We start from the raw sequence: 21,691 nt of genomic DNA on the forward strand, positions 1-21,691 counted from the left end.
ATAGTCGCACTGGGATCAAGCTCGTATCGCTGCGCATAATCCGGCGCTGCGCATAATCGCAAATATGCGAAGCCTCACATATTTACGAATCCCGGTCAACCCCCTTCACTGCCTGCCGGGCATCCGCAGGCTGCATGGGTCGCCAACAAATCCGCCATCCACTGCGAAAAGGGCACACCGATGATCCGCTTCGGGCTGGTATCGCCGCAAGACGAGGCGCTGGTGGTATGGACATGGATGGGCGAGGCCAGTGCATGAGCCTGTGTCGCATTCGCGTAGCATCTCATGGAAACTAATCGCATCCACCTGCCCCTCGGCGAGGAAATCGGCGGTCATGCCGGCGCCACGATTGCGCTCACCCCCTCGATCGACAAAGTTCGTGTCAGCCTTCCGGTTCCTCCGACAAAGGTGATTCCCATCATCTTTCTGCCGGGCGTCATGGGAACCAACCTGCGCATGAGCCGCCAGCGGCAAGCACTCCTCAATCGGACGGACAACAAAGCGTGGCGACCGGATGACCTAGGCGTTTCCAACCTATTCACCGCCACCAAGGACGCACAAAACCTCACGCCAAGTCAGCGACAGCTCATGTTCGATCCGGACGAGGTTGAAGTCGACCGCTACGAGATCACCGAAGACGCGGGCAAATTCGACCTGACTGGCGAGAAAACGCAAAACTCCGATGCGCGCCATCAGGATGTGCCCGACAAGCTGCCCAATATCGGCTTGCTGATGAGCGCACCGTTACCGCCGGCGGCCGAACAATGGAAAGCCAAACGTGGCAAGCACGAATCCACTGCCGCACAGAAAGCCCGCTGGCGTGGCTGGAGCGAGGTGCTGTTCCGCTCATCGTATGGCGAGGTCATCAAGCACATGGAGGCGCGCCTGAACGATATGGCGTGGCCGACCATTGGTGGCGGCACAAAGATCAGCCCACTCTGGAGCAAAGAGAACACGAATGCCAGTGCGCAGGTATTGGGCGTCAATCCCGCAAAGTGGGGCGGCGCAGGCGACGCGCTGACCGAGGCTGACATTCTGCGAGTGGCCAACTGCTGGTATCCGGTCTACGCGATGGGCTACAACTATCTGCAAAGCAATGGCACGTCCGCGCAGAAGATCGCCAAGCGTATTGACGACATCATCCAGATGTACAAAACCAACGGGCGGCAATGCGAGAGGGTCATCATCGTGACGCATTCGATGGGTGGGCTGTTGGCCCGCGCGCTGCTGCACCCCGATTATGGGAATGCAAAAGACAAAATTCTTGGCATTTACCACAGCGTGCAGCCCGCCTTGGGTGCGGCAGCGGCCTACAAGCGCGTGCGCACGGGCAATGACAAGGCGTCCATGGTCGACGTTCAGGGGAAAATTGCCCGCAACATCATGGGCAAAACCGGCAAGGAGGTCACGGCCGTCTTTGCCAACGCGCCGGGGCCACTGGAGTTGCTGCCAATCGCTTCCTATCCGCGTGGTTGGCTGCGTGTGAAAGCAGCCCATGGCGATCAGCAGGCGATGGCGTTGCCAAGCACATCGGACACGGCATGGAAGGCGTATCAAGCCGATCTGCAATTGCACAAGTCGCTCGGCACCAGAAAGCCGACGCCTCCTGCGGTCGTAGGTGAACCCGTTCACGACATCTACGCGCGTAACCCGAAGGAGTGGTGGCGGTTGCTCAATCCCGAGTGGGTTAATCCGGCAGGTAAGCGAGTGGAGGACTATAAAGATGCCTACTCGCAGGCCAAAGAAAGAATTGCTGACGCTCGGGATTTTCACAAGAACATCAAGGGGCTGTATCACCCCACCACCTACGCAAGCTACGGCGCGGGTGCCTCGCAAAAAACCTATGGCAGCGTGACCTGGCGAGCGGATACCTCTGATCTCGCGCCGCATGGCGATCCCCTCACGTGGACCTTCGAGAGCGAGGACGGCGAGGGCAAGATCGTGGTGCGCACACAGGGCAACAAGTTGCTGACCCTGAACCTGGCGCCCGCGGAAGAAGCCGGCGACCAGACGGTGCCGGCCAAGGCATCGGCCGAGGCTGTGGGTGGCACGCACTTCCGGCAGACCGGTTACGACCATCAGAAAAGCTACAAGGATGCCAATGTACTGGCCAGCGTCCTGTATTCGATCGTCAAGATTGCCAACACTGCTACATGGTGGGACAAATGAAACGCCGTAGTTTCCCGATCATCCTGGGCTGCCTGCTGCTGGCAGGTACTCAATCATTTGTGTTTGCGGAGAAAAAAATGTCGGAACCCGTTGCCATGTCACCGCGCTTGCAGAAGCTGTTCGCCAAGACCAAGCAGGTGTGCTTTGGGCGCTATGCGATGGAGGTGCCTGCGGAGGCCGAGTTGTTATGGGGCTTTCAAAATTTCCCAGGGAAAATCATCACCCATGCTGGAGAGGCGAATCAACTGAAGAAGATGGCGGAGGCCTATCGAGCGAGTGAGCTTGCCAAAAGCAAGACCGCTGAGATTTCGTATTTCGGCCCCGGACCAACCAGCAATAGCCTGCAAATTCGGTCGTTCGAAGATGACACTGCAAAAGAGTTGGGGCTCGAAGGAACCTACACCTTTGTCGCAGCCGGCCCACATCTTTTCGAATGGTCGGGTGGTCGCAAGAACCCTGAGTTAATCCGCGCATTGCGTGCCCGCGATAACTACACCATCCCCACCGCCCCTGGCGTCTGCATCGACCACGGTTTCGTAGCGGACGCGACTGGCAGTTTTCAAGAAATCTTCAGCGCAGGCATCGACCTGCCGAGCTTCCCGGATGTCAGCTTCTCCTTGATGTCCAACAAGGACGCCAGCACCGATGGGGACCCGGGGCTAATCGAACGCCACTATGGTGCGATGGGTAAGACGCTCGAACCCGGTGTCACGCGCCTGCAATTGGGCAAGCGTGAAGTCAACGGCTGGAACGGCGAGCAAGTCCTGCTGAGACGCGACGGCATCGAGAAAGGCGTTTTCGCGCATGAGTTCCTCTGGGCCTCGATTGGCAAGAGTGGCAGCGCTTTGAATCCAGCCTCGGTCGATATCCGACTCAACACCGGCGTCAAAGCTAACCGGACACTCGGGCAATCGTCATCATTGACAGACCAAGAAGCGCTTGCCTTGTGGAATCGATTGCTGGATAGCGTGCGCTTCCGTGTCAACGCACCGCCCACCCAAACGGGTGCCCCCGTCACGGTGCGCTCGGGTGAACCGACCCCGTTGACCGGGTTGTGGCGTGCTTCACTGCCTGCCGGGCATCCGCAGGCTGCATGGGTCGCCAGCAAATCCGCCATCCACCGCGACAAGGGCGCACCGATGATCCGCTTCGGGCTGGTATCGCCGCAAGACGAGGCGCTGGTGGTGTGGACATGGATGGGCGAGGCCAGCGCATGAGGGCGCGTTACATCGTTGCGGCTGATCGCCCCATTTGAATGATGGATTTTTTACATCACGCTATTTCTGGCGATTCTGATACCGATAGGCAGGGCTATCTCCGCAGTCCTGTCCAACTCTGAAAGGTAATTCCTACCCAAACCGGACCAAGATGGGCTTGATCTCAAGGGTAGGGGTTGCCTGCAAAAGCTTACGTAGCAAAGGTCTCAGGTCTTCATCACGGTGGTTGAAGCGGTAGCAAGTTTCAGCCAGATAAAGATGAAAGAATTTGGTGGGCACACCGCGGTACGGATAGAGCCAATTCTTGGCGTAGCTCCAGAAGCCCTCGATGCCGTTGATGTGGTCGCGACCAACCGGTTTGCCCTTCTCCTTGCGCACCACCACGTGGTCACCTCGTAGCCTCAAGGTGGCATAGGCCTGCCAAGCATCGGTGTAATACAGCGAGCCTTCGCGGGTGTGGGCCTGAATCTGCTCCATGATGGCCGCCCGGTCATGCTGGGCAATCGGTGCGGCCTTCACTTCGCCGTTGCGCTTGACGATGCCGAAGACCACCACCTTGCCCGCCGCGCCCCAACCACGTTTGCCGTGCCGAGCCCCGCCAAACGTGGTTTCGTCGCACTCCAGTGCCCCGGCGAAAGGCTCGCGCAAATGCTCCTGTTGTGCCATGCAGGCACGGATCAGTCGGTAGAAACGCTCGCGTGACTTGGCGCTGACCGAGGTGTCGAAACGCTGCCGGTAGACCGGCACACCAAGCACAAACAGCTCCAGCAGGTGCGTCTTCTCGCGGCTGCTCAGTCGCACCGAATCCCACACGGACGTCCAGCTAAAACGCTTGCCGCAGACGCGACACTTGAGCCGTCCATCAGACAGCTTGTACGGCTTGCTAGCGGAACACTCAGGACATCGTTTCATCGTCGGACCAGGGTAACTCTGGTCCGGTTTGGGTAGGAATTACCCTCTGAAAACGCTTACGTCTTTTCAATCATGTGGCCAATCTGTGGTGCGGCTGTGAAAGCCCCACCCGTCGACCAGCGGCTGCACGCATGGGGGTTTTGAGCGGGCGGATACTTCTTGGAGAAGTTCGGTAATGGCGTCGAACGCTGCCAGGCGTGCAGCCTTGTCACAGGCATAGCCCGTTGCCGCCCGGCAGATCTTGGCTTGGCCAATGGGACGAATCTCGAAGCGCCACCCGTTCTTCTGCGACCACACCGTGGTCACGTAGCCGTCGGCCGGCAGGGATAGCGGGCCATCGAAACCGCTACCGCGCCTCCATGCGCGCGTCAGCCACTGGTGACGCTTTTCTTCTCGACTGCGCGGGGAGGCCTTGGGCAGGGTCGGCAGCGGTTTCACCCGCAACTCTCGGGAACACTGCCGGTCGACGCGCAGTACGCCGTCGTAGTTGTGATGGCGCAATACGTGCGCGGGCCCCGTGAACACCTTCCTGCAATGGTCACACGTGCCGCCACCGGAATCCGCCTCATCAGCGGCGACACGAACCCACCCCTGACGCGGCAAGCCAGCCTTGGTCCATCTGTCTTGCTCACAGGTGGTCGGCGGTTTGCCGGTGGTTTTACGGGGTGACCTCATTGACGACTGTACGGGTTGGCGAAAACCCGGCATGGTAGAGCGCCAACGCCCTGCCATTGCTGAAAGATATCGAAATCGGATTTAAGCGGAACTGCAACCCAAGCAGGATGCGGGCATGGCTTGCATGCCCGCCGAGATAGGCCACAGGCCAGTGCACGACCAATGCCACGCACTTCTGCGCGGCATGGCGCCACGACTCTTGAGACACAACTATTGACACAGTGCGGCGGATCCGCGACATAGCCGCCCCAATGCTGTGGGCTTCACCCCCAAACCCGGCAGCGATCCGCTTGCCGCCAAGCAGGACCGGCAGGCGCGGCACCTGCGCTAATCCTGATCCGACTCACATAGAAAAAAGCAGAGCCCGCCGCCTATCACGCTAGACCGTCTCGCCCGCCGTGCGCGAGTCGACGTGCTTGCCACGCGACAGCACTGGCACGAGCGCTGCGCCCGTATGACTGGCCGGGACGCGCGTCAACGCCTCCGGCCCGCAGGCCGCTACGATGGTGCCGCCTTCATCGCCGCCTTCGGGGCCGAGGTCGAGAATCCAATCGGCCTCGGCAATCACGTCGAGGTCGTGCTCGATCACGATCACGCTATGGCCGCCATCTGCGAGGCGATGCAGCACGCGGATCAGCTTGGCCACGTCGGCCATGTGCAAGCCCACGGTCGGCTCGTCCAGCACGTACAGCGTGTGCGGCGCCTTCTGGCCGCGGCGCGTGATGTCGTCGCGCACCTTCGACAGTTCGGTGACGAGCTTGATGCGCTGCGCCTCGCCGCCTGACAGCGTGGGCGAGGGCTGGCCCAGCGTCAGGTAGCCCAGGCCCACGTCCTTCATCAACTGCAGCGGGTGGGCGATGCTGTTCATTGCGCCGAAAAACTCCACCGCTTCGTCGATCTCCATGGTCAGCACATCGCCGATATTTTTGCCGCGCCAGGTGACGGCCAGCGTCTCCGCATTGAAGCGTTGGCCATGGCAGACGTCGCAGCCGACCTTCACGTCGGGCAGGAAACTCATGGCGATGGTGCGTACGCCCTGGCCCTCGCAGGCGGGGCAGCGGCCGTCGCCGGTGTTGAACGAGAAGCGCGAAGCAGTGTAGCCGCGTGCGCGAGCTTCCAGCGTGTCGGCAAAGAGCTTGCGGATGGTGTCCCATACGCCGATGTAGGTGGCCGGGCACGAGCGCGGTGTCTTGCCGATCGGGGTCTGGTCGACTTCCAGCACGCGGTCGATGGCTTCCCAGCCGGTGATGCTGTCGCAGCCGTGCCAGTCGTGTTTGACGTCGAGTTTGACGCGTGCCTTCGCATCCGGCACCTCGGCCTGAGCAGCCTTGCGCGCACGACGCGTGGCGGGCGAAGACAGTACCGAGCGGCCGACCGCATCGAGCAGATTGGTCATCAACACGTCGCGCGCCAGCGTCGATTTGCCCGAACCGGACACACCCGTAATCGCCACCAGACGTGACAGCGGCATCGTGGCGGTGACGTTGCGCAGGTTGTGCAGCTTAGCGCCATGTACGGTCAGCCATTGCTCAGGCACTGCCTGCATGCCTGCGCGGGGCGCAACCACCTCACGGCGCGGTTGCAACGGGTGTTCGATCGGATGCGACAGAAAGCGCCCGGTAAGCGAATCCGGCTGCGCGGCCAGGTCTTGCACACCGCCTTGCGCGACGAGCGTGCCACCGCGCTTGCCGGCGCCGGGGCCGATGTCGATGATGTGGTCAGCACGGCGGATGGTGTCTTCATCGTGCTCGACCACCACCAGCGTGTTGCCCTTGTCGCCGAGCTTGCGCAGCGCGTCGAGCAGGATCTGGTTGTCGCGCGGATGCAGGCCGATGGTCGGCTCGTCCAGCACGTAGCACACGCCCTGCAGGTTGCTGCCGAGTTGCGCAGCCAGACGAATGCGTTGGGCCTCACCGCCCGAGAGGCTGGGCGCGGCGCGATCCAGGCTCAGGTAGCCCAGGCCCACCTCTTCCAGGAACGACAGGCGGCTGTGGATCTCGGCCACCACGTCGCGGGCAATGTCGGCATCGCGGCCAGTCAGGTCCAGGCCTTCGACCCAGCGTCGGGTCTGGCTGACCGTCCACTGTGCGATGTCAACGATAGGTTTGCGGGCAAAGGTCACTGCGCGCGCCGTCGGGTTCAGGCGTGTGCCATGGCAGTCGGGGCAGGGCAGGTCGGTCATGCCATCCGGATCGACTTCTTCGGAGGGCAACGTCTGTTCACGGCCACGGTCATCACCACCGAGCACCGTGTCGTCAAACGCAGCGCGCTGCTCACGCGTAAGCGCCAGGCCTGTGCCGACGCAGCTTGCGCACCAGCCGTGCTTGCTGTTGTACGAGAACATGCGCGGGTCCAGCTCGGGGTAGCTGGTGCCGCAGGTCGAGCATGCACGTTTGGTAGAGAACACCTTGACGTTGCCCACGTGCGCCGTGCCGCCCTTGTGCATGGCGATCTGCAAGCCGTCGAGCGGTGCGAGCACGTGCATGATGCCCTTGCCGTATTCCAGCGCCTGTTCCAGCAGCGCACGCAACGCGGCTTCGTTTTCCGGCGAGACAACAATGTCGCCCACGGGCAGTTCCAGCGTGTGCTCGCGGAAGCGGTCCAGACGCGGCCATGGGTCGACGGTCAGGAATTCACCATCGACGCGCAGATGCGTATAACCGCGCGCCTTCGCCCATTTGGCCAGGTCGGTGTACACGCCCTTGCGGTTCACCACCAGCGGTGCGAGCAGGCCGATGTGCTGGCCGCGATGATCGCGCATGATCTGCGCAAAGATGGCCTCGGGGCTTTGCGCCGATACCGGCGTGCCGTCATGAATGCAGTGCTGCACGCCGAGCTTCACATACAGCAGCCGCAGGAAGTGCCACACCTCGGACGTTGTCGCGACCGTGCTCTTGCGGCCGCCGCGCGACAGGCGCTGCTCAATGGCCACCGTGGGTGGAATGCCATACACCGCATCCACCTCGGGCCGGCCCGCTGGCTGCACGATCGAGCGCGCATACGCGTTGAGCGACTCCAGATAGCGGCGCTGCCCCTCGTGGAACAGGATGTCAAACGCCAGTGTCGATTTGCCCGAGCCCGACACGCCCGTCACCACGTTGAACTTGCCGTGCGGAATATCGACGTTCAAGCCTTTGAGGTTGTGTTCGTGCGCATGGACGATACGCACCACGTTTTCGCCCTGGACTTGCGCCAACGCCGCACGCTTGGCGCGGCGCTCGGCCAGCGCCGTTTGCAGTGGCACACCTTCGATGGCCTCCGGCTTGCCGATGCTTGCTTCATATTGCTTGAGCGCCGCGCCGGTGTGCGAGGCCGCGCAATCCTTCACCTGCGCGGGCGTTCCGGCACAGACCAGCAACCCGCCGGCGTCGCCGCCTTCGGGGCCGAGGTCGACGATCCAGTCGGCCGCGCGAACCACATCGAGATTGTGCTCGATCACGATCAGCGAATGGCCAGCATCGAGCAACTTGCCGAACGCGCGCATCAACTTGGCGATGTCGTCAAAGTGCAGGCCCGTGGTCGGCTCGTCAAACATGAACAGGCGTCCGGCGTTGGCAGGCACATCCTGCTTCACTCGCTTGCGAGCGGCTGCCTGGGCCGCCTGTGCAGCTTCGGCCAGGAAACCGGCGAGCTTCAGCCGTTGTGCCTCGCCGCCCGAAAGCGTCGGCACCGGCTGGCCGAGCTTCACGTATTCCAGGCCCACGTCGACGATGGGCTGGAGCACGCGCAACACGTCGGCGTCGTCGGCGAAAACGGCGGCGGCTTCGCTCACCGTGAGCTCCAGCACATCGGCCACCGACAGCGCGCGGCCGGCGCGGGGAAGCTTCACCTCAAGAATTTCCGCGCGATAGCGGGTGCCATCGCAATCGGGGCAACGCAGGTAGATGTCGCTCAGGAACTGCATCTCCACGTGTTCGAAGCCCGAGCCGCCGCAGGTGGGGCAACGGCCGTCGCCGGAGTTGAAGCTGAACGTGCCGGCCGTGTAGCCGCGCTGCAGCGCCATCGGCGCCTTGGCGAAGAGCTTGCGGATTTCATCGAACGCGCCGACATAGCTGGCAGGGTTCGAGCGCGCGGTCTTGCCGATGGGCGATTGGTCGACAAACACCACATCGCTGATCTGATCTGCACCGTGCAGCGCGCGATACGCGCCAGGCGATTCCGTCGCCTTGCCGAAATGGCGCGCCAGGGCTGGGTGGAGCACGTCTTGAATCAGCGTTGACTTGCCGGAGCCGGATACGCCCGTCACGCACACCAGGCGCTGCAGCGGAATCTCCGCTGTGACGTCGCGCAGGTTGTGTTCGGCCGCGCCTTCAAGCACCAGCCGTGGCGTGGTGTGGTCAACCGGGCGCGCTTGCCAATCCGTCGCATCGGCCACGCGGCGTTGGCCGGACAGGTAGGCGCCCGTCAACGTATCCGCCTGGCGGATCGCTGCGGGCGTGCCGTCGAAGACGATGTTGCCCCCGCGCTCGCCAGGGCCGGGGCCCATGTCGATCAGGCGATCGGCGGCCAGCATGACCGAGGGGTCGTGTTCGACCACCACCAGCGTGTTGCCCGCGTCGCGCAGCCGCTGCATGGCTTCGACAATGCGATCGAGGTCCCGCGGGTGCAGGCCGATGCTGGGCTCGTCCAGCACGAACAGCGTGTTAACGAGCGATGTGCCTAGCGCCGTCGTCAGGTTGATCCGCTGCACCTCGCCGCCGGAGAGCGTGCGACTTTGGCGATCGAGCGTCAGATAACCGATGCCAACGTCGCACAAATACGCCAGGCGGGTGCGCACCTCGTCGAGCAACAGCTTGAGCGCATCGTCGAGCAGCACGGAAGGCAGCGTCAGGGCATCGAAGAAGCGGCGGATGCGCTCAATGGGCAGCAGCATCACATCGTGTACGGTCAGGCCAGGCAGGGCTTCGAGCTGGGCGCGGCTCCACGTCACGCCGCGCGGCATAAAGCGGTGTTCGGGGGCGAGCACGGCGTCAGCGTTTTCCTTGGTGCCCAGACGCCATTGCATCGATTCGGTTTTCAGGCGCGCGCCGCCGCAGGTTTCGCAGGTCGTGTAGCTGCGGTATTTGGAGAGCAGCACGCGGATGTGCATCTTGTACGCCTTCGACTCCAGGTAGTCGAAGAAGCGGCGCACGCCGTACCACTGCTTGTTCCAGCCGCCGCGCTTGAAGGCCGGATCACCATTGATGACCCAGTCGCGCTGCGCCTGTGTCATCTCCGCCCACGGTGTGCCGCGTGGAATGTCGGCAGCGGCGGCATAGCGCATCAGATCGTCCTGGCACTCCTTCCAGGCCGGGGTCTGCATCGGCTTGATGGCGCCGTCGCGCAGGGTCTTGCGCTCGTCCGGAATCACCAGACCGAGGTCAACACCGATCACGCGGCCGAAACCACGGCACGTATCGCATGCGCCATAGGCCGAGTTGAAAGAGAAGAGGGCCGGTTGTGGATCGGCGTAGCGCAGGTCGCTTTCCGGGCAATGCAGGCCGGTGGAAAAGCGCCAGATTGTGGGTTGCGCAGCCTCATCGGCCGACAGTACGTACACATTGACACGCCCGCCGCCGCGCTTGAGAGACGACTCAATGGCCTCAAGCGCCCGGACGCGCTCGGTGCCCTGCAGGCGGAAACGGTCAGCCACCACATCGAGCAGCTTGCGCTTGCCCGTGGACGACTCGACCACGCGCTCGGCCTGCACGCGTGTATAGCCACTGACCGACAGCCACTGTGTGACTTCTTCTGGGCTGGTATTGGCCGGCAGTTCAACGGGAAACGTCACCACCAGGCGCGGATCGCCCTCGCGCGTGCGCGTCAGCAGTTCGTCGTAGATGGTCTCGGGCGTGTCGTGACGCACCGGCAATGCGGTGTCGCGGTCGAACAGTTGGGCTGCGCGCGCAAACAGCAGCTTCAGGTGGTCGTTCAGCTCCGTCATCGTGCCCACCGTCGAGCGGGAGCTGCGCACAGGGTTGGTCTGGTCGATCGCGATGGCGGGCGGCACGCCTTCCACGTGCTCGACCTGAGGCCGGTCCATACGGTCCAGGAACTGGCGCGCGTAGGCGCTGAAGGTTTCGACGTAACGGCGCTGGCCTTCGGCGTACAGCGTGTCGAAAACAAGGCTGGATTTGCCAGACCCCGACGGGCCGGTCACGACGGTCATCTCGCCCGTGCGAAGGTCCAGATCGAGGTTTTTAAGATTGTGCTGACGGGCTCCGCGCAGGCGAATGACACCGGAGGACATGGAGGGCGTTCCTTGGAGGTAAAGGGGGTGCCGGCGCGGATTAGCCACTTCTGGCCGCCCCGGCAATCAGAATTCGAGCCGTAAACTGTAGCGGATTATCAAAATCCGGTTCGCTTACAAAACGAGTCGCGGGCGCGAGCGTAACGCAGGGCTCCTGACAGCGTTTTGTCAGGAGGTTTCAGCGGCAGGGTGGAAAGGGTGGAAAGGGTGGAAAGGGGGGAAGGGCGGGAAAGGGCGGGGTGAAGCGTATATCACCCCCAGCCGGCGCAGGGTCAGCCGGCCTCGCGCCCGTAAGAGGCTTGGTTGGCTGGCAGGTCAAAACCCTTGGGGCCGGGCTTCCGGGGTACAAACCGGTGGTGCTCCACAACACCGCCCTTGACGATCACCGCGGTTTCTTCGGGGATCTCCGCCCAAGCGCCGGGCAAATCGACAAGCGGCTCGGACAGCACAAGAAATGCTTCGTCGCCCGCGTCGTCAATGGCGGTACTGTCAGGATAGAGCTGGTGCAGGTGCTTGAACGACGTGCTATGGAAGAGGGAGCGCGACTCCCGCTCGCTGGAATAGCGTGCCGCAACGATCTGGGCACCGTCTGTGGCGCACACGGTCATGTTCAGCGGATATTCCACGCCGTGGCGATGGCCAATGTCTTCGATCAGCCCGACCATCTGCTCCAGAGCGCCGCGCGGGTCGCGGTCCAGCCCGAATGAGAGCGCCAGGAAAAACATGATCTCGGAATCGGTCGAGCCTTCGATCCAGCGGAACAACTCGGGCGCCACTTCCATCATCAGCGCGCGGCGGAGCAGGGGGTATTCGCGGATCAGCCCGTTGTGCGCGAAAAGCCACCGGCCGTAGCGGAACGGATGGCAGTTGGTTTCCTGAGCGGGGGTGTCCGTTGCGGCGCGCACATGCGCAATAAACATCGACGACCGTATCGCTCGTGCAGCCTCACGCAGATTGGTGTCGTTCCAGGCCGGGTGCAGGCAGCGGTATCGGAACGGCACTTCAGAGTAGCGGCCATACCAGCCGATGCCGAAACCGTCGCCGTTGGTGGTTGTCTCGCCGCCAAGGCGGGAGCGCAGGCTCTGATCGATCAACGAGTGCCGCGGCCGGAACAGCACTGTCTCCATCTGAATGGGATTGCCTGAATACGCCAGCCAGCGACACATGATGCATTGCCTATGAGAAAAGGGAGAAGCCTTGAAAGGTGAGTCTAGGCAATGCGTTTGCGAATGCACAAGAAAATCCCGCCGCTCATCCGGCCACGGTCTGGCTGGGTTCATGGCTTTGGCGATCGCGCTTTTCGTCCGTTTTTTGGGCGGCATCGCGCACGATATGCAGCTCGCGAATCCGCACGGGCAGGGTGCAGCGGGCCGATTCCAGGGTCGTACGGACTTGTTGGGCGAGCTTCCAGCGCATGTCCCAGAAGTGCTCGGTCTGGGCCCAGACACGCAGGTTCAGCACGGCCACACTGTCGTCAAAACGCATCACCATGGCCAGCGGCGCTGGGTCAGCCAGCACCATCGGCTCGTTGGCGGCCAGGGCTTTGAGCGCCTCAAGGGCGCGCGGAATGTCGTCTTGCAGTGAGACCTCGGTCTCCAAATCCAGCCGGCGGTTCGGGTTACGCGTGTAGTTGCGTACGGAATGGCTCCACAGCGCGCTGTTCGGCACGTACTCACAGATGCCGTCGGGCTTGGTCAGCCGCGTCATAAACAGGCTGACTTCTTCCACCGTGCCGGCAACTTCTCCGCCACCGCCATCGATGTAGTCGCCCACCCGAAACGGCCGCAGCGCGAGCAGCATGATGCCCGCAGCAATGTTCTGCAGCGTGCCCTGCAGCGCCAGCCCGATGGCCAGACCCGCTGCGCCAAGCACGGCAATAATGCTCGCCGTTTCAATGCCGAGCCGCGACAACGCCCCGACGATGGCGAGAATGCGGATGCCCCAGACGGCGATGTCGCACAGAATTGGCGTCAGGGTGGCGTCAACGCGCGTCGGGCCACTCATCAGCCGGTTGAGCCAACGGCCGATGCGTTTGGATATCCACCAACCCAGAAGCAGGATCAGCAGCGCCGCGCACAGGCTGACTGCGAGGCGGCTGGACGCGTCCCAGAGAAAGGTCAGGCGTTCGGGATGAAGGTGCGAGAAGAAATTTTCCATGTCGAGTGAATCCGGTCGAATGCGATACAGACCATGGAGTGACCGCCTGAGCGGGCGTTTGGCGGGAATCTGGAACCGAAAGTAACAATTCGACTCACAACCGCTTCAACGAAACATTGGGTCGTATTGTTTGACGGTACATCACGAGACGACGGGCTGCTTTTCGCCTTTTTGGACCACACTTCCGTCAATCCGCCTTTGCGTGACCGGCCGCAATAGAAAAAACCTTCGGCCATCAGGCCGAAGGTATGCGTGAACGCCCCGGGCGCTCCCCTGCAATCAAAGGTGAGACGACAAGTACTGCTCCCGCACCGTCAGTCCGGCATACGGCAGGTTGCTGGCGGTGACGATCGCCAGGTAATCGGCGAATCGATACTGCAATCGTGCTGTCTGCAATGGCGAGCTGCTCAATACCTCCGGTGATGCATCACCCATTAAGGCGGTTGGCATACCGAGCGCATTGCGCAGTGCATGTGCCGCGCCGGCCCACGCGGCGGCTGTGTCTCGGGCGCTCATCCCGCGCCGGTAGACGTCCATACCGATAAGGTGCCCACTTGGGCCGAAGCTGAGCCACAACTCGCTGATGGGCGGACCGGCAAGGCCAAGCTTTTGGGCGTCGACGCCGCGACAGCGGAGATAGCTGTAGCCGTGCGTAACGTCATCACACGCGATGCCGTTCTCGTGTGCCCAGCGCGCTGCCTCGTTTGCGGTGGTTCCATCCAGCACGAACCCGCCTGGGAGCGGGCGAGCAGGCGCGGGCTTATCACCACGCAGCTGCGCCAGACCGCTTGCACGCAGCGCGCTGACTTGCTCGGCCGTCGTGTTGTCAACGGGGCAGGGGACGCCGAGCATGGCGAGCATGGGACGAGCCGCCTTCAAGTGCATTGCCCCGACGAGACCTATCACGACTGTCAACGCTGCAACACTGGGCACCGCGTAGCGTTGCAGCCGGCGCAGCGGGCTCATTGGCAGTTCTGGGCGGTGTTAGGGCCCAGGTATTTAGGCATGGACGAAACGATGGTCGATTTGAGGCCGGTGAGGACGGGGGCCACACGCGAGATGTAGGCATCCGGAACGCCATCGGTTTTCATGACAGCGGCGGCATCGGTGATGAATTGATCGAACACGCAGCCAGGGATGCCGACGTCGGAGTGCGCAGTGGCCATGTCGTCGCACATGACGGTGGTACCGTCTGCCGCAACTTGGCCCGGATAGCTGAAGGGGCCGCCAAACAGGGCCTTGAACTGGAGGTTCAGGCAAGACTTAAGACGTCCCACCGTATCGTGTCCGGGCTGACCGAGGTTGGCAAAATACGGTGCTTCTTTGGGGTCTGCAAGCAAACCGGACACCGCGTCGTCGACCACCTTGGAAATCGCCGCTGGTGCGCTGGCGTCGCCGCCGAGTGCCGCCCACATGTCGGCGTTCTGCGGAAACTGTGCCGTCGACGCCATCGACGCCGTCGCCACGGGTGTATCGTCGCCGCCCCCACATGCGGTCAGTGCAACGGTGGCGAATGTCAGAACGAATAGTGCTCGCTTCATGAGTCAATCTCCTTGGGTCAGGTATGGATCGCGCACTGCGCGGCTCGCCTCAAGCGCCACACAACGCTAGCTTCTTATACGTTTCCCAATCGAGACCGGATGCAGGATGGGCCTCCCTGTCCAGGCGCGCGATTGCTCCAATGGAGTGATCTTTCTTGTCGAAGGTCTTGATCAGTCGCAGCCGGCGTACGTCTTCGCCTGAGTAGACGTTCACCCGTCGCTGTTTTCGGCGGCAATACCACAGCGTATCGACGTTTCCAGATTCGCAAGGTGGCGGCAGGCATTCACGCCAGACGCGCCGCTGTGCCGCTTCGCCGCTTCGGTAGCGGCGTGGTCCATAGAGGCGTAGTGTTTTCCCGCCATCTCTGCTGATCGCAGCAAAAGGCTAGTGGTTGATAGCGTCGGAAGACAAAGCGCTTTTAAGTATGTGAAACGGCTTCTCGGCAAGTGAGTCGGCATTGCGTTGATATTCGTGGCCGAAGTCGCAGTCGAAGGGCGCAGCAAACGGCCTTACGTCCCTATACTCAGCGCTGACTTCACAGCCATGCCGAGTGTCGTTTTTCGCAGCCAATTTCGTTTCATGAATCGAGAATATGAGTCAGTCAGCGTAGCGATTGTGGGCGGCGGCATTGCCGGGCTCGCGTACGCTGGCGTGTCGTCGCGAGGTGGAATGCGGCCCTCGCGCCGCGGCACACGTGGCAGCGCAATCAAGCTGACAACACAACAGGTGAGAACGATGCTCGACGAATGCGCTGCTTCATGGAGACACCAGATTGTTGATTTGCACGGAATCCTGACCCCGCGGGGGGGGCGGGTGGTGGAACCAGGGCGGCGGTGACATCGCACAGCGCTGATGCTGACGAGGCGTGGGCCTTCCAATTGAGAATTGAAGCCCACCAACTGATGATCAGCTCAGTGGGATTTCGAAAATCCACTTAAACGTCCATCGGTCGGTGGCGCGCGTCAAACCTCGGCCCACGCCAAAGTTGAACACGAACGGCTTGCGATCCACGTCAAACGCAAGAAAGGCGGTGTGCTGCTGTTCTTGCAATGGCAAAACATGGTCGACCCGCCCCAGCCCAGCGTAGTACTCCAATCCAGCGCGAACACCTGTTGCCACTGTCCGCGCGACCTTGAAGGCAGGTGCGACTTCGGGCACCCCGCTGCGGTCAGGGCCAGAGAGGTTCCAGTCGAGCACTGGGTTGAACGCCCATAGCCACTGTTCATTCTGATAACCGTAGATTGGTCGCAACTCGGCCGCTTGCTGCGATTGATCAAACCGATTTGCAACGTGAGCGAGCTCGACGTTGACACCGGCGAAGTAACCGACGCCTTCTTCCGGTCGAACGGGCATCCACTTCACGCGCACTTTTGGCCCCGTGACGTAGTAGGTGTTCTCGTGTGTGAGCGCGGTCGGGACGTACAGGCCAAGCTCTACCGACGACGTCAGGCCGTAAGAAAACTCGGCCGTAGCCCGCCAACCATGCGGCGTTGTGACTTCGCGCGGATAGGACGGTTCCGAAATGCCGCTTGGCGTTGTGTTGAGGTGCAGCTCAAGACCAAACTCGCCAGGTGCGTTGATGTCACCGGTGTAGACCTGAATCTCATCTGGAAGGACCGCATGCGCCGGAGGCGCCGATAGACCCAGTAACGTAACGATGAGCCCGACAAGGCTGGAGAGGCGTGCATGCAGCATGGATGGCTCCGATTTCTAGCCGCGCAAGCATAGACGCGCCGCAAGTTCTTTTGCGGAATAACCCGGTGCTGCAAACAAAAACCGGCATGAGATGCGTTTTCGTTTGCACTACTCCGGTCCACCTCCGTACGGTATCCGACACGTATGGCACTGTGATTTGTACACCGGCGTCGTTTGTCAACCGGCCCATCAGCCTGCACGTCTATGCCCATCGGCTTGTGTTCGTCGCCGAAGGCCAAGTGATTGCGGAGCACACGCGGCATATCGACCGCAGTCGTCAGCTTGGGCGCACGATCTATGACTGGCACCATTACAACGAAGCGCGACCGCACAGCGCCTTGAATTACCAATCGCCCGCAGAATTCGCAGCGCGGTATCGAGCAGCAGCGGTAGCTCCTGCCGTCCAAGCAGCAAACCTGAACCGAGCTTTGCCAGACGCCCTTTGGCCCTGTGACTGGGGGCAGGTCACCGTCGGCTGCCCAATTTCGATTTGCCGACGGTACCAACCTGGTTAGTTGCCGACTTGCTTTGGTGGAAAAGTGGTCAATCGCGTTCAATGTCAGCGTTAGCGTCATTGCGCACGAAGCCAGTATCGTGGGGCACGAAGACCTCGTCTCTAATTGACCGGTGCTCGACTTGCGTGACACGCCAGACTGCGGACGCGTTGGCGTCTGACCAGATCACCATCGGCAAGTGCTCCCGGGTGCTCCAGCAGATCCGATGCGTGTTCTTACCCTGCGAGAGTGCATACCAACGGCATGTCGACGCGGGTGTCGGCGCTCCGGCAGGCGCGCTGGTTGGGGCAAGACGATACGCGCCGATTGGATGTCGCAGACCGTGGGCGAGGTCGAACCAGTCGCTGAAGTGGCCAAGGCGAATCAAGTTATTGCGATCAATTTGCGTGGTGATTCGCTTCCGATAGTCCACCACCGTCATCTGGTACTCGAGTGGGTCGGCAGAATCCCGAACGACATACGTATCAAGCGCGTCATCGGTCTTGCGCCGTAGGCGCACTTGTTTGTCGCGCCAGACCTGCAGCGCATGCGCGCCATCGCTGCCTGTGAACTCAGCGCGATAGAACAGCGCTGCAGGTTCGTCGCCGGCCTGGAAGACCGATTCGAACGTCGCCCCCGGGCGTTCAGCCGCAGTTGCCGGTGCCGGTACCGATACCGCGCATAACAACACCGCGCCTGCCGCCCAACCGCAAGCTTTACTGACGGACGGCCTTGGCATAGTCAAAGTACCGGTAGGTCTTGCCGTCGACGCTCAGATCCTTCACGGCCAGATTGATGGTGTAGCTGCCCTGGGTCAACGTGGCATCCTTTGTCGTGCCCGTCGGGTCGGTCGGCACCTCGAAGCTCAGGCCTGTTGCGGGCGAGACAGGATTCACCGTCGACGCCTTAACGCTCGGCGCAGTTGGGCTTGCCGGATTTAGCAGCGCCTCGTTGATGACGCGGCCGTCCGCCTGTGGCATCGACAGGCCTAACAGGTAAGCAACCGTCGGTGCCACGTCAACGTTGCCCGTCGGGTTGCTCACGACAGTGCTGGGGCGGAAGGACGGGCCGCTGGCAATCAGCGTGTTATGCACGTCGGTCGTACCGAAGCTGCCGTGCATGCCACGCTGGCCGCCCGCGCTCTCGAACTCGATGCCGGGCATGCCCTGGATCGCGACCTGGGCATCCCAGTTGAAGCTGACCACCACATCGGGTTGACCATTGTTCTGCCGCTGCGCATTTTCCAGATTGACCATGGACATGGGCAGCGTGCCCGGCAGCGCGCCGTAGCGGCTATCCACGAAGATCGCACCATACTCCTCGCGCTGCTGCAGGACCTTCACGAGGTTCTGTACCGTAGTCGCGTCATGGCCCGGCACGTAGAAGTAATCCGATCCGCCGTTCGCGGCCACCACGATTCCATTGGCCGGGAGGCTGCCAGGAGACGGCACCTTGAAGCTGGCAACAGGTGTCGCGAGGCTCGCGCTGATCGCCTGGTACTTTGCGTTGGATGCACCACACAGCGAGCCGGTCGTGTCGACCTTGACCGGCACGGTCGGCGTACCGTTGGCCTGCAGACCGTACATGGCAGAGGTTGTGCAACCCGAGCCGTCGTACGCCTTGAAGCCGCGATAGGTCAGCAAGTCGGCCGACCGAACATCGCCGGAGAAGGAGTAGCCCGTGGTCGAGACCGCACCGATGGCAGCGGCATCCGTCCCGCTGGTTGCGCCATTGACTGGCGTGCCCCCAGGGGCCGTGCCCGACGGCGTGATGGCACGCAGCGGGTACAGCGAAAGCGGGCCCGAGACGCTGGAATGGCCGTGGTCAGACACGACGATCAGGTTCGTGCTCGCGTACAGGTTGTTCGCCTTGAGCGCGCTGATCAGCTCGCCTAGGCGCTGATCCTGCGAGTGCAGACCAGCGATCGCATTGGCCGACCCCGGGCCGTAGCCGTGCTCCACGTTATCGGGCGTGCGGAACCAGATCAGCGAGAGCATCGGCTGCTTCTTCGGCAGGATGTAGTTGGTGAACACCGACAGCATGTACTTGTTGGCCGCGTCCTCGGGGGCTCCCTGGGTCGTATCGCTGCTGTCGCGAGCCGCGATGGCGGTCACGCCGCTGGCACTGTCGTAGGCCGTTGTGTTGAAGGTGATGTAACCGGCGCGTGCGGTCGGATCTCCATTCGTGGCGGCCAGCGTGACAGCGTCGGACCCCGAATACCCGAACTGCGTGTTGAACGGCAGCGCATAGCCGGCACTTTGCAGTTCGGTGACAAGGCTGCGAGGCTGGACAGTGTTCTCATCGAGGAAATACCCACCCCGCCCGAGATCCTGGATGAAGGCGGCTCCCGACTTCCCGACCGTCGCGGTCGTCAAGCCTGCAGCCTGCGCTGTGGCAAAGAGGCTCTTCACCAGAAGAAGCTGCCCCCCGTAATACGTATTGAGGGTGGTCAGGACCTGGTAGTCCTCGGTAAAGATCGGGTCGACATAATCAGCCGATGCAGCTGCAGTCTTGGTGCTGTTCGGCGTCCCGAGTGTGCCCGACGGGATCGTGTTGGACGCTCCCTCCGGCGGCGTCCAGAAGGTGTTGCCATAGAACCCGCTGGTCTTCGGGAACGCGCCCGTCGCGAAGGACGAACCGTTCATCATCGTAAAAGTCGGGTACGTTGAGTGGTTGTCGCTGAAGTTGACACCGGCCTGGCGCAATGCGTATAGATTCGGCGTATCCGTGGCGTTGATCGAATCGGGGCGCAGCCCGTCCCAGACCATGATGATCGTTCGCGTTGGCTGGTTCTGCGCAGCAGAGGTGCCATTGCTCAATACAGAGTCGCCACCGCAGGCGGCGACAAGAATGCTGCCTGCCAAGGCGGCTGCCAAGCCGTACTTGTGTTTCATGTTTAATCCCCTGGAACCATCACTCGATACTGGCGCTGGAGACTAAATTTGATATATGACGGAACCGTGACGTCGTCTGGAAGCTACCGCGAAGGCGGTTGGGGTTGTCGAGTATGAGTTGGTTTCTGCATAAAGGCGCTGCAAATCAAATGCCCTCGTACGAGCCTATGCCGGACTTAGGGGTGGTGTCCAAAACTTCCGCCAGTCCAGGCAGTCTTCCGAGAAGGGTTAGACAAGGCCACCGTGCCGGGCAAGCTCGTTGATGAAATGGAGCGGGTCAAGGCGCGCATCCGTGCCAAGGCGGAACATCCGTTTCGTGTCATCAAGCGCCAGTTCGGGCATTTGAAAGTGCGTTGTCTCTGACTACGCCCCAAGTGGCGCACCAGATCTGGTTGCTCGGTCGGCGGCGGGCGCCTGCAGCCCTTTGATGCCGCCCACCTGCGCCGCGCGCTGCAGCGACAGCCGCTGCTTGCGCTGCAGGTGGTTGGCAGCATCCATTGGCAGGCGTTACGCCCGTGGATCAAGGGTGTGCCGTTCTTCGGCCGCCGCGCGCTCAACCCATCCTCCCTGGAGAATCGTCCATGACCGCCACCCGCCCCCTGGCCGGGATGCCCTCCAGTGTCCCCGCTGCCGGGCGTCTGTTCGTTACGCTGGCAGAACGTCTGCGCTGCGGATTTCTGCGCCTTGCCACGCCTGATGGAGAAATGCAGATCGGCGACATGGCGTCGCCGTTGCGTGCTGATCTGCGCATCTTCGACTGGCGGGCCTGCGCCCGCATCATGCGCAGCGGCGATGTTGGATTTGCCGAGGCCTACCGTGACCGGTGGGTCGATACGAGCAACCTGACCCTGCTGCTGCGCCTGGCCATCGCCAACGCGGCGACGCTGGAGCAGGCGATCTTCGGGAATGCGCTGGCGCGCTCGCTTCTTCGTCTGCGGCATCTGCTGCGGCGTAACACGCGCAGGGGCGGCCGGCGGAATATCCATCTGCACTACGACCTCGGCAACGATTTTTACCAGCTGTGGTTAGACGAGGGGATGTCCTACTCCTCCGCGTGGTTCAACGGCAATCTGCAGCAAGGCCTGGTGGATGCGCAAGATGTCAAGTACCGGCGTGTCTGCGACAAGCTGATGCGCGGCCCCGGCATGGAAGTGCTCGAGATTGGCTGCGGCTGGGGCGGCCTGATGGAAATGGCTTGCCCGCGCGGCGCCCAGGTGCACGGCATCACGCTGTCTAAAGAACAGCGTCGTTACGCGGCCGAACGGCTGGCCAACGAGCCGCGCGCCCGCGTCGAACTGCGCGACTATCGCGATCTCGATGCCGCGTATGACGCCATCGTCTCGATTGAGATGTTCGAGGTCAAGGTCAGAACCAATAGCAGTGATCGCTTCCTGGGCAAATCTCCTCTGGTCAGGTATGGAAAGCGCACCGCGCGGCATGCCTCGAACGCTGTGCAGCACTGCCAATGCATACGTCAGGCCCGCGAGATCGGATCCAGGATGGACCGCGAAACCGTTCACCTGGACCGCGACCGCCGACTCTATCCTCGCCAAGCTCAGCAGACTTTGTGAGCGAATCAGCGGAACGGGACGTCCCGCGTGCGGGGCGCTGCGCCGGCGAACGGTCCAGCGAACGCCAGACCGTTCGCGGCTTACACCGCGCGACGCACCATCAGTTCCTTGATCTTGCCGATGGCCTTGGTCGGGT

At 62.1% G+C, this 21,691-nt stretch carries 13 protein-coding genes and 3 pseudogenes; 6 read left to right on the forward strand and 10 right to left on the reverse strand.

The genetic code is table 11. The features are described 5' to 3' along the window. Positions 1-285: 285 nt before the first annotated feature. A complete protein-coding gene (locus PSUB009319_RS22055; RefSeq protein ID WP_124384311.1) occupies positions 286-2,169 on the forward strand; it encodes a triacylglycerol lipase in 1,884 nt (627 codons plus the stop codon). Then, complete coding sequence (locus PSUB009319_RS22060) at positions 2,166-3,386, forward strand: T6SS immunity protein Tli4 family protein (protein WP_124384312.1); 1,221 nt, start codon at positions 2,166-2,168, stop codon at positions 3,384-3,386. The genes PSUB009319_RS22055 and PSUB009319_RS22060 overlap by 4 nt, the downstream gene beginning before the upstream one ends. A gap of 132 nt (positions 3,387-3,518) precedes the next feature. Here the strand turns inward: PSUB009319_RS22060 and PSUB009319_RS22065 are convergent, their stop codons facing one another. The 8 genes from PSUB009319_RS22065 to PSUB009319_RS22100 all read right to left on the reverse strand — a co-directional run bounded on the left by PSUB009319_RS22065 (position 3,519) and on the right by PSUB009319_RS22100 (position 16,596). Then, positions 3,519-4,199, reverse strand: a complete 681-nt coding sequence (locus PSUB009319_RS22065) for an IS1595 family transposase (protein WP_260393112.1) — start codon at positions 4,197-4,199, stop codon at positions 3,519-3,521. A gap of 165 nt (positions 4,200-4,364) precedes the next feature. Next, a complete protein-coding gene (locus tag PSUB009319_RS22985; protein ID WP_185453533.1) occupies positions 4,365-5,006 on the reverse strand; it encodes a hypothetical protein in 642 nt (213 codons plus the stop codon). A 346-nt stretch (positions 5,007-5,352) separates the two neighbouring features. Next, on the reverse strand, positions 5,353-11,202 hold the full coding sequence (gene uvrA / locus PSUB009319_RS22075) for an excinuclease ABC subunit UvrA (RefSeq protein WP_124384313.1): 5,850 nt from the start codon (positions 11,200-11,202) through the stop codon (positions 5,353-5,355). A gap of 272 nt (positions 11,203-11,474) precedes the next feature. After that, positions 11,475-12,368, reverse strand: coding sequence for a class II glutamine amidotransferase (locus PSUB009319_RS22080; protein ID WP_124384314.1), 894 nt, complete (start codon positions 12,366-12,368; stop codon positions 11,475-11,477). An 85-nt stretch (positions 12,369-12,453) separates the two neighbouring features. Then, complete coding sequence (locus PSUB009319_RS22085) at positions 12,454-13,359, reverse strand: mechanosensitive ion channel family protein (RefSeq protein ID WP_124384315.1); 906 nt, start codon at positions 13,357-13,359, stop codon at positions 12,454-12,456. Between the two features lie 279 nt (positions 13,360-13,638). Beyond that, positions 13,639-14,325, reverse strand: a complete 687-nt coding sequence (locus PSUB009319_RS22090) for a hypothetical protein (RefSeq protein ID WP_124384316.1) — start codon at positions 14,323-14,325, stop codon at positions 13,639-13,641. Further along, the gene (locus tag PSUB009319_RS22095; RefSeq protein WP_124384317.1) at positions 14,322-14,900 is read right to left on the reverse strand and encodes a hypothetical protein; all 579 of its coding nucleotides are present in this window, start codon (positions 14,898-14,900) and stop codon (positions 14,322-14,324) included. The genes PSUB009319_RS22090 and PSUB009319_RS22095 overlap by 4 nt, the downstream gene beginning before the upstream one ends. A gap of 907 nt (positions 14,901-15,807) precedes the next feature. Then, positions 15,808-16,596 carry a hypothetical protein gene (locus tag PSUB009319_RS22100; protein WP_124384318.1) on the reverse strand — a complete coding sequence of 263 codons (789 nt, stop codon included), beginning with the start codon at positions 16,594-16,596 and terminating at the stop codon, positions 15,808-15,810. Positions 16,597-16,883: 287 nt separating this feature from the next. On the opposite strand from PSUB009319_RS22100, the pseudogene PSUB009319_RS23360 reads away from it, so the two are divergent. Then, a pseudogene (locus tag PSUB009319_RS23360) lies at positions 16,884-17,111 on the forward strand (hypothetical protein); the annotation flags it as partial. A gap of 28 nt (positions 17,112-17,139) precedes the next feature. Here PSUB009319_RS23360 and PSUB009319_RS22110 read toward each other — a convergent pair. Next, a complete protein-coding gene (locus PSUB009319_RS22110) occupies positions 17,140-17,781 on the reverse strand; it encodes a hypothetical protein (RefSeq protein WP_260393113.1) in 642 nt (213 codons plus the stop codon). A 25-nt stretch (positions 17,782-17,806) separates the two neighbouring features. Beyond that, entirely contained in the window at positions 17,807-19,984 is a 2,178-nt protein-coding gene (locus tag PSUB009319_RS22115) for an alkaline phosphatase family protein (RefSeq protein WP_124384321.1), read from the reverse strand. 219 nt (positions 19,985-20,203) lie between these two features. Here PSUB009319_RS22115 and PSUB009319_RS22120 point away from each other — a divergent pair. The 3 genes and pseudogenes from PSUB009319_RS22120 to PSUB009319_RS23365 all read left to right on the forward strand — a co-directional run. Next, positions 20,204-20,338 (forward strand): annotated as a pseudogene (locus tag PSUB009319_RS22120) (IS5/IS1182 family transposase); the annotation flags it as partial. Positions 20,339-20,398: 60 nt separating this feature from the next. Beyond that, on the forward strand, positions 20,399-20,569 hold the full coding sequence (locus PSUB009319_RS22125; protein ID WP_260393114.1) for a DUF1365 domain-containing protein: 171 nt from the start codon (positions 20,399-20,401) through the stop codon (positions 20,567-20,569). A 194-nt stretch (positions 20,570-20,763) separates the two neighbouring features. After that, a pseudogene (locus PSUB009319_RS23365) lies at positions 20,764-21,366 on the forward strand (cyclopropane-fatty-acyl-phospholipid synthase family protein); the annotation flags it as partial. Positions 21,367-21,691: the final 325 nt, after the last annotated feature.

Origin of the sequence: Ralstonia sp. SET104 (genome assembly GCF_003851545.1) — a bacterium.
Classification (GTDB): domain Bacteria; phylum Pseudomonadota; class Gammaproteobacteria; order Burkholderiales; family Burkholderiaceae; genus Ralstonia.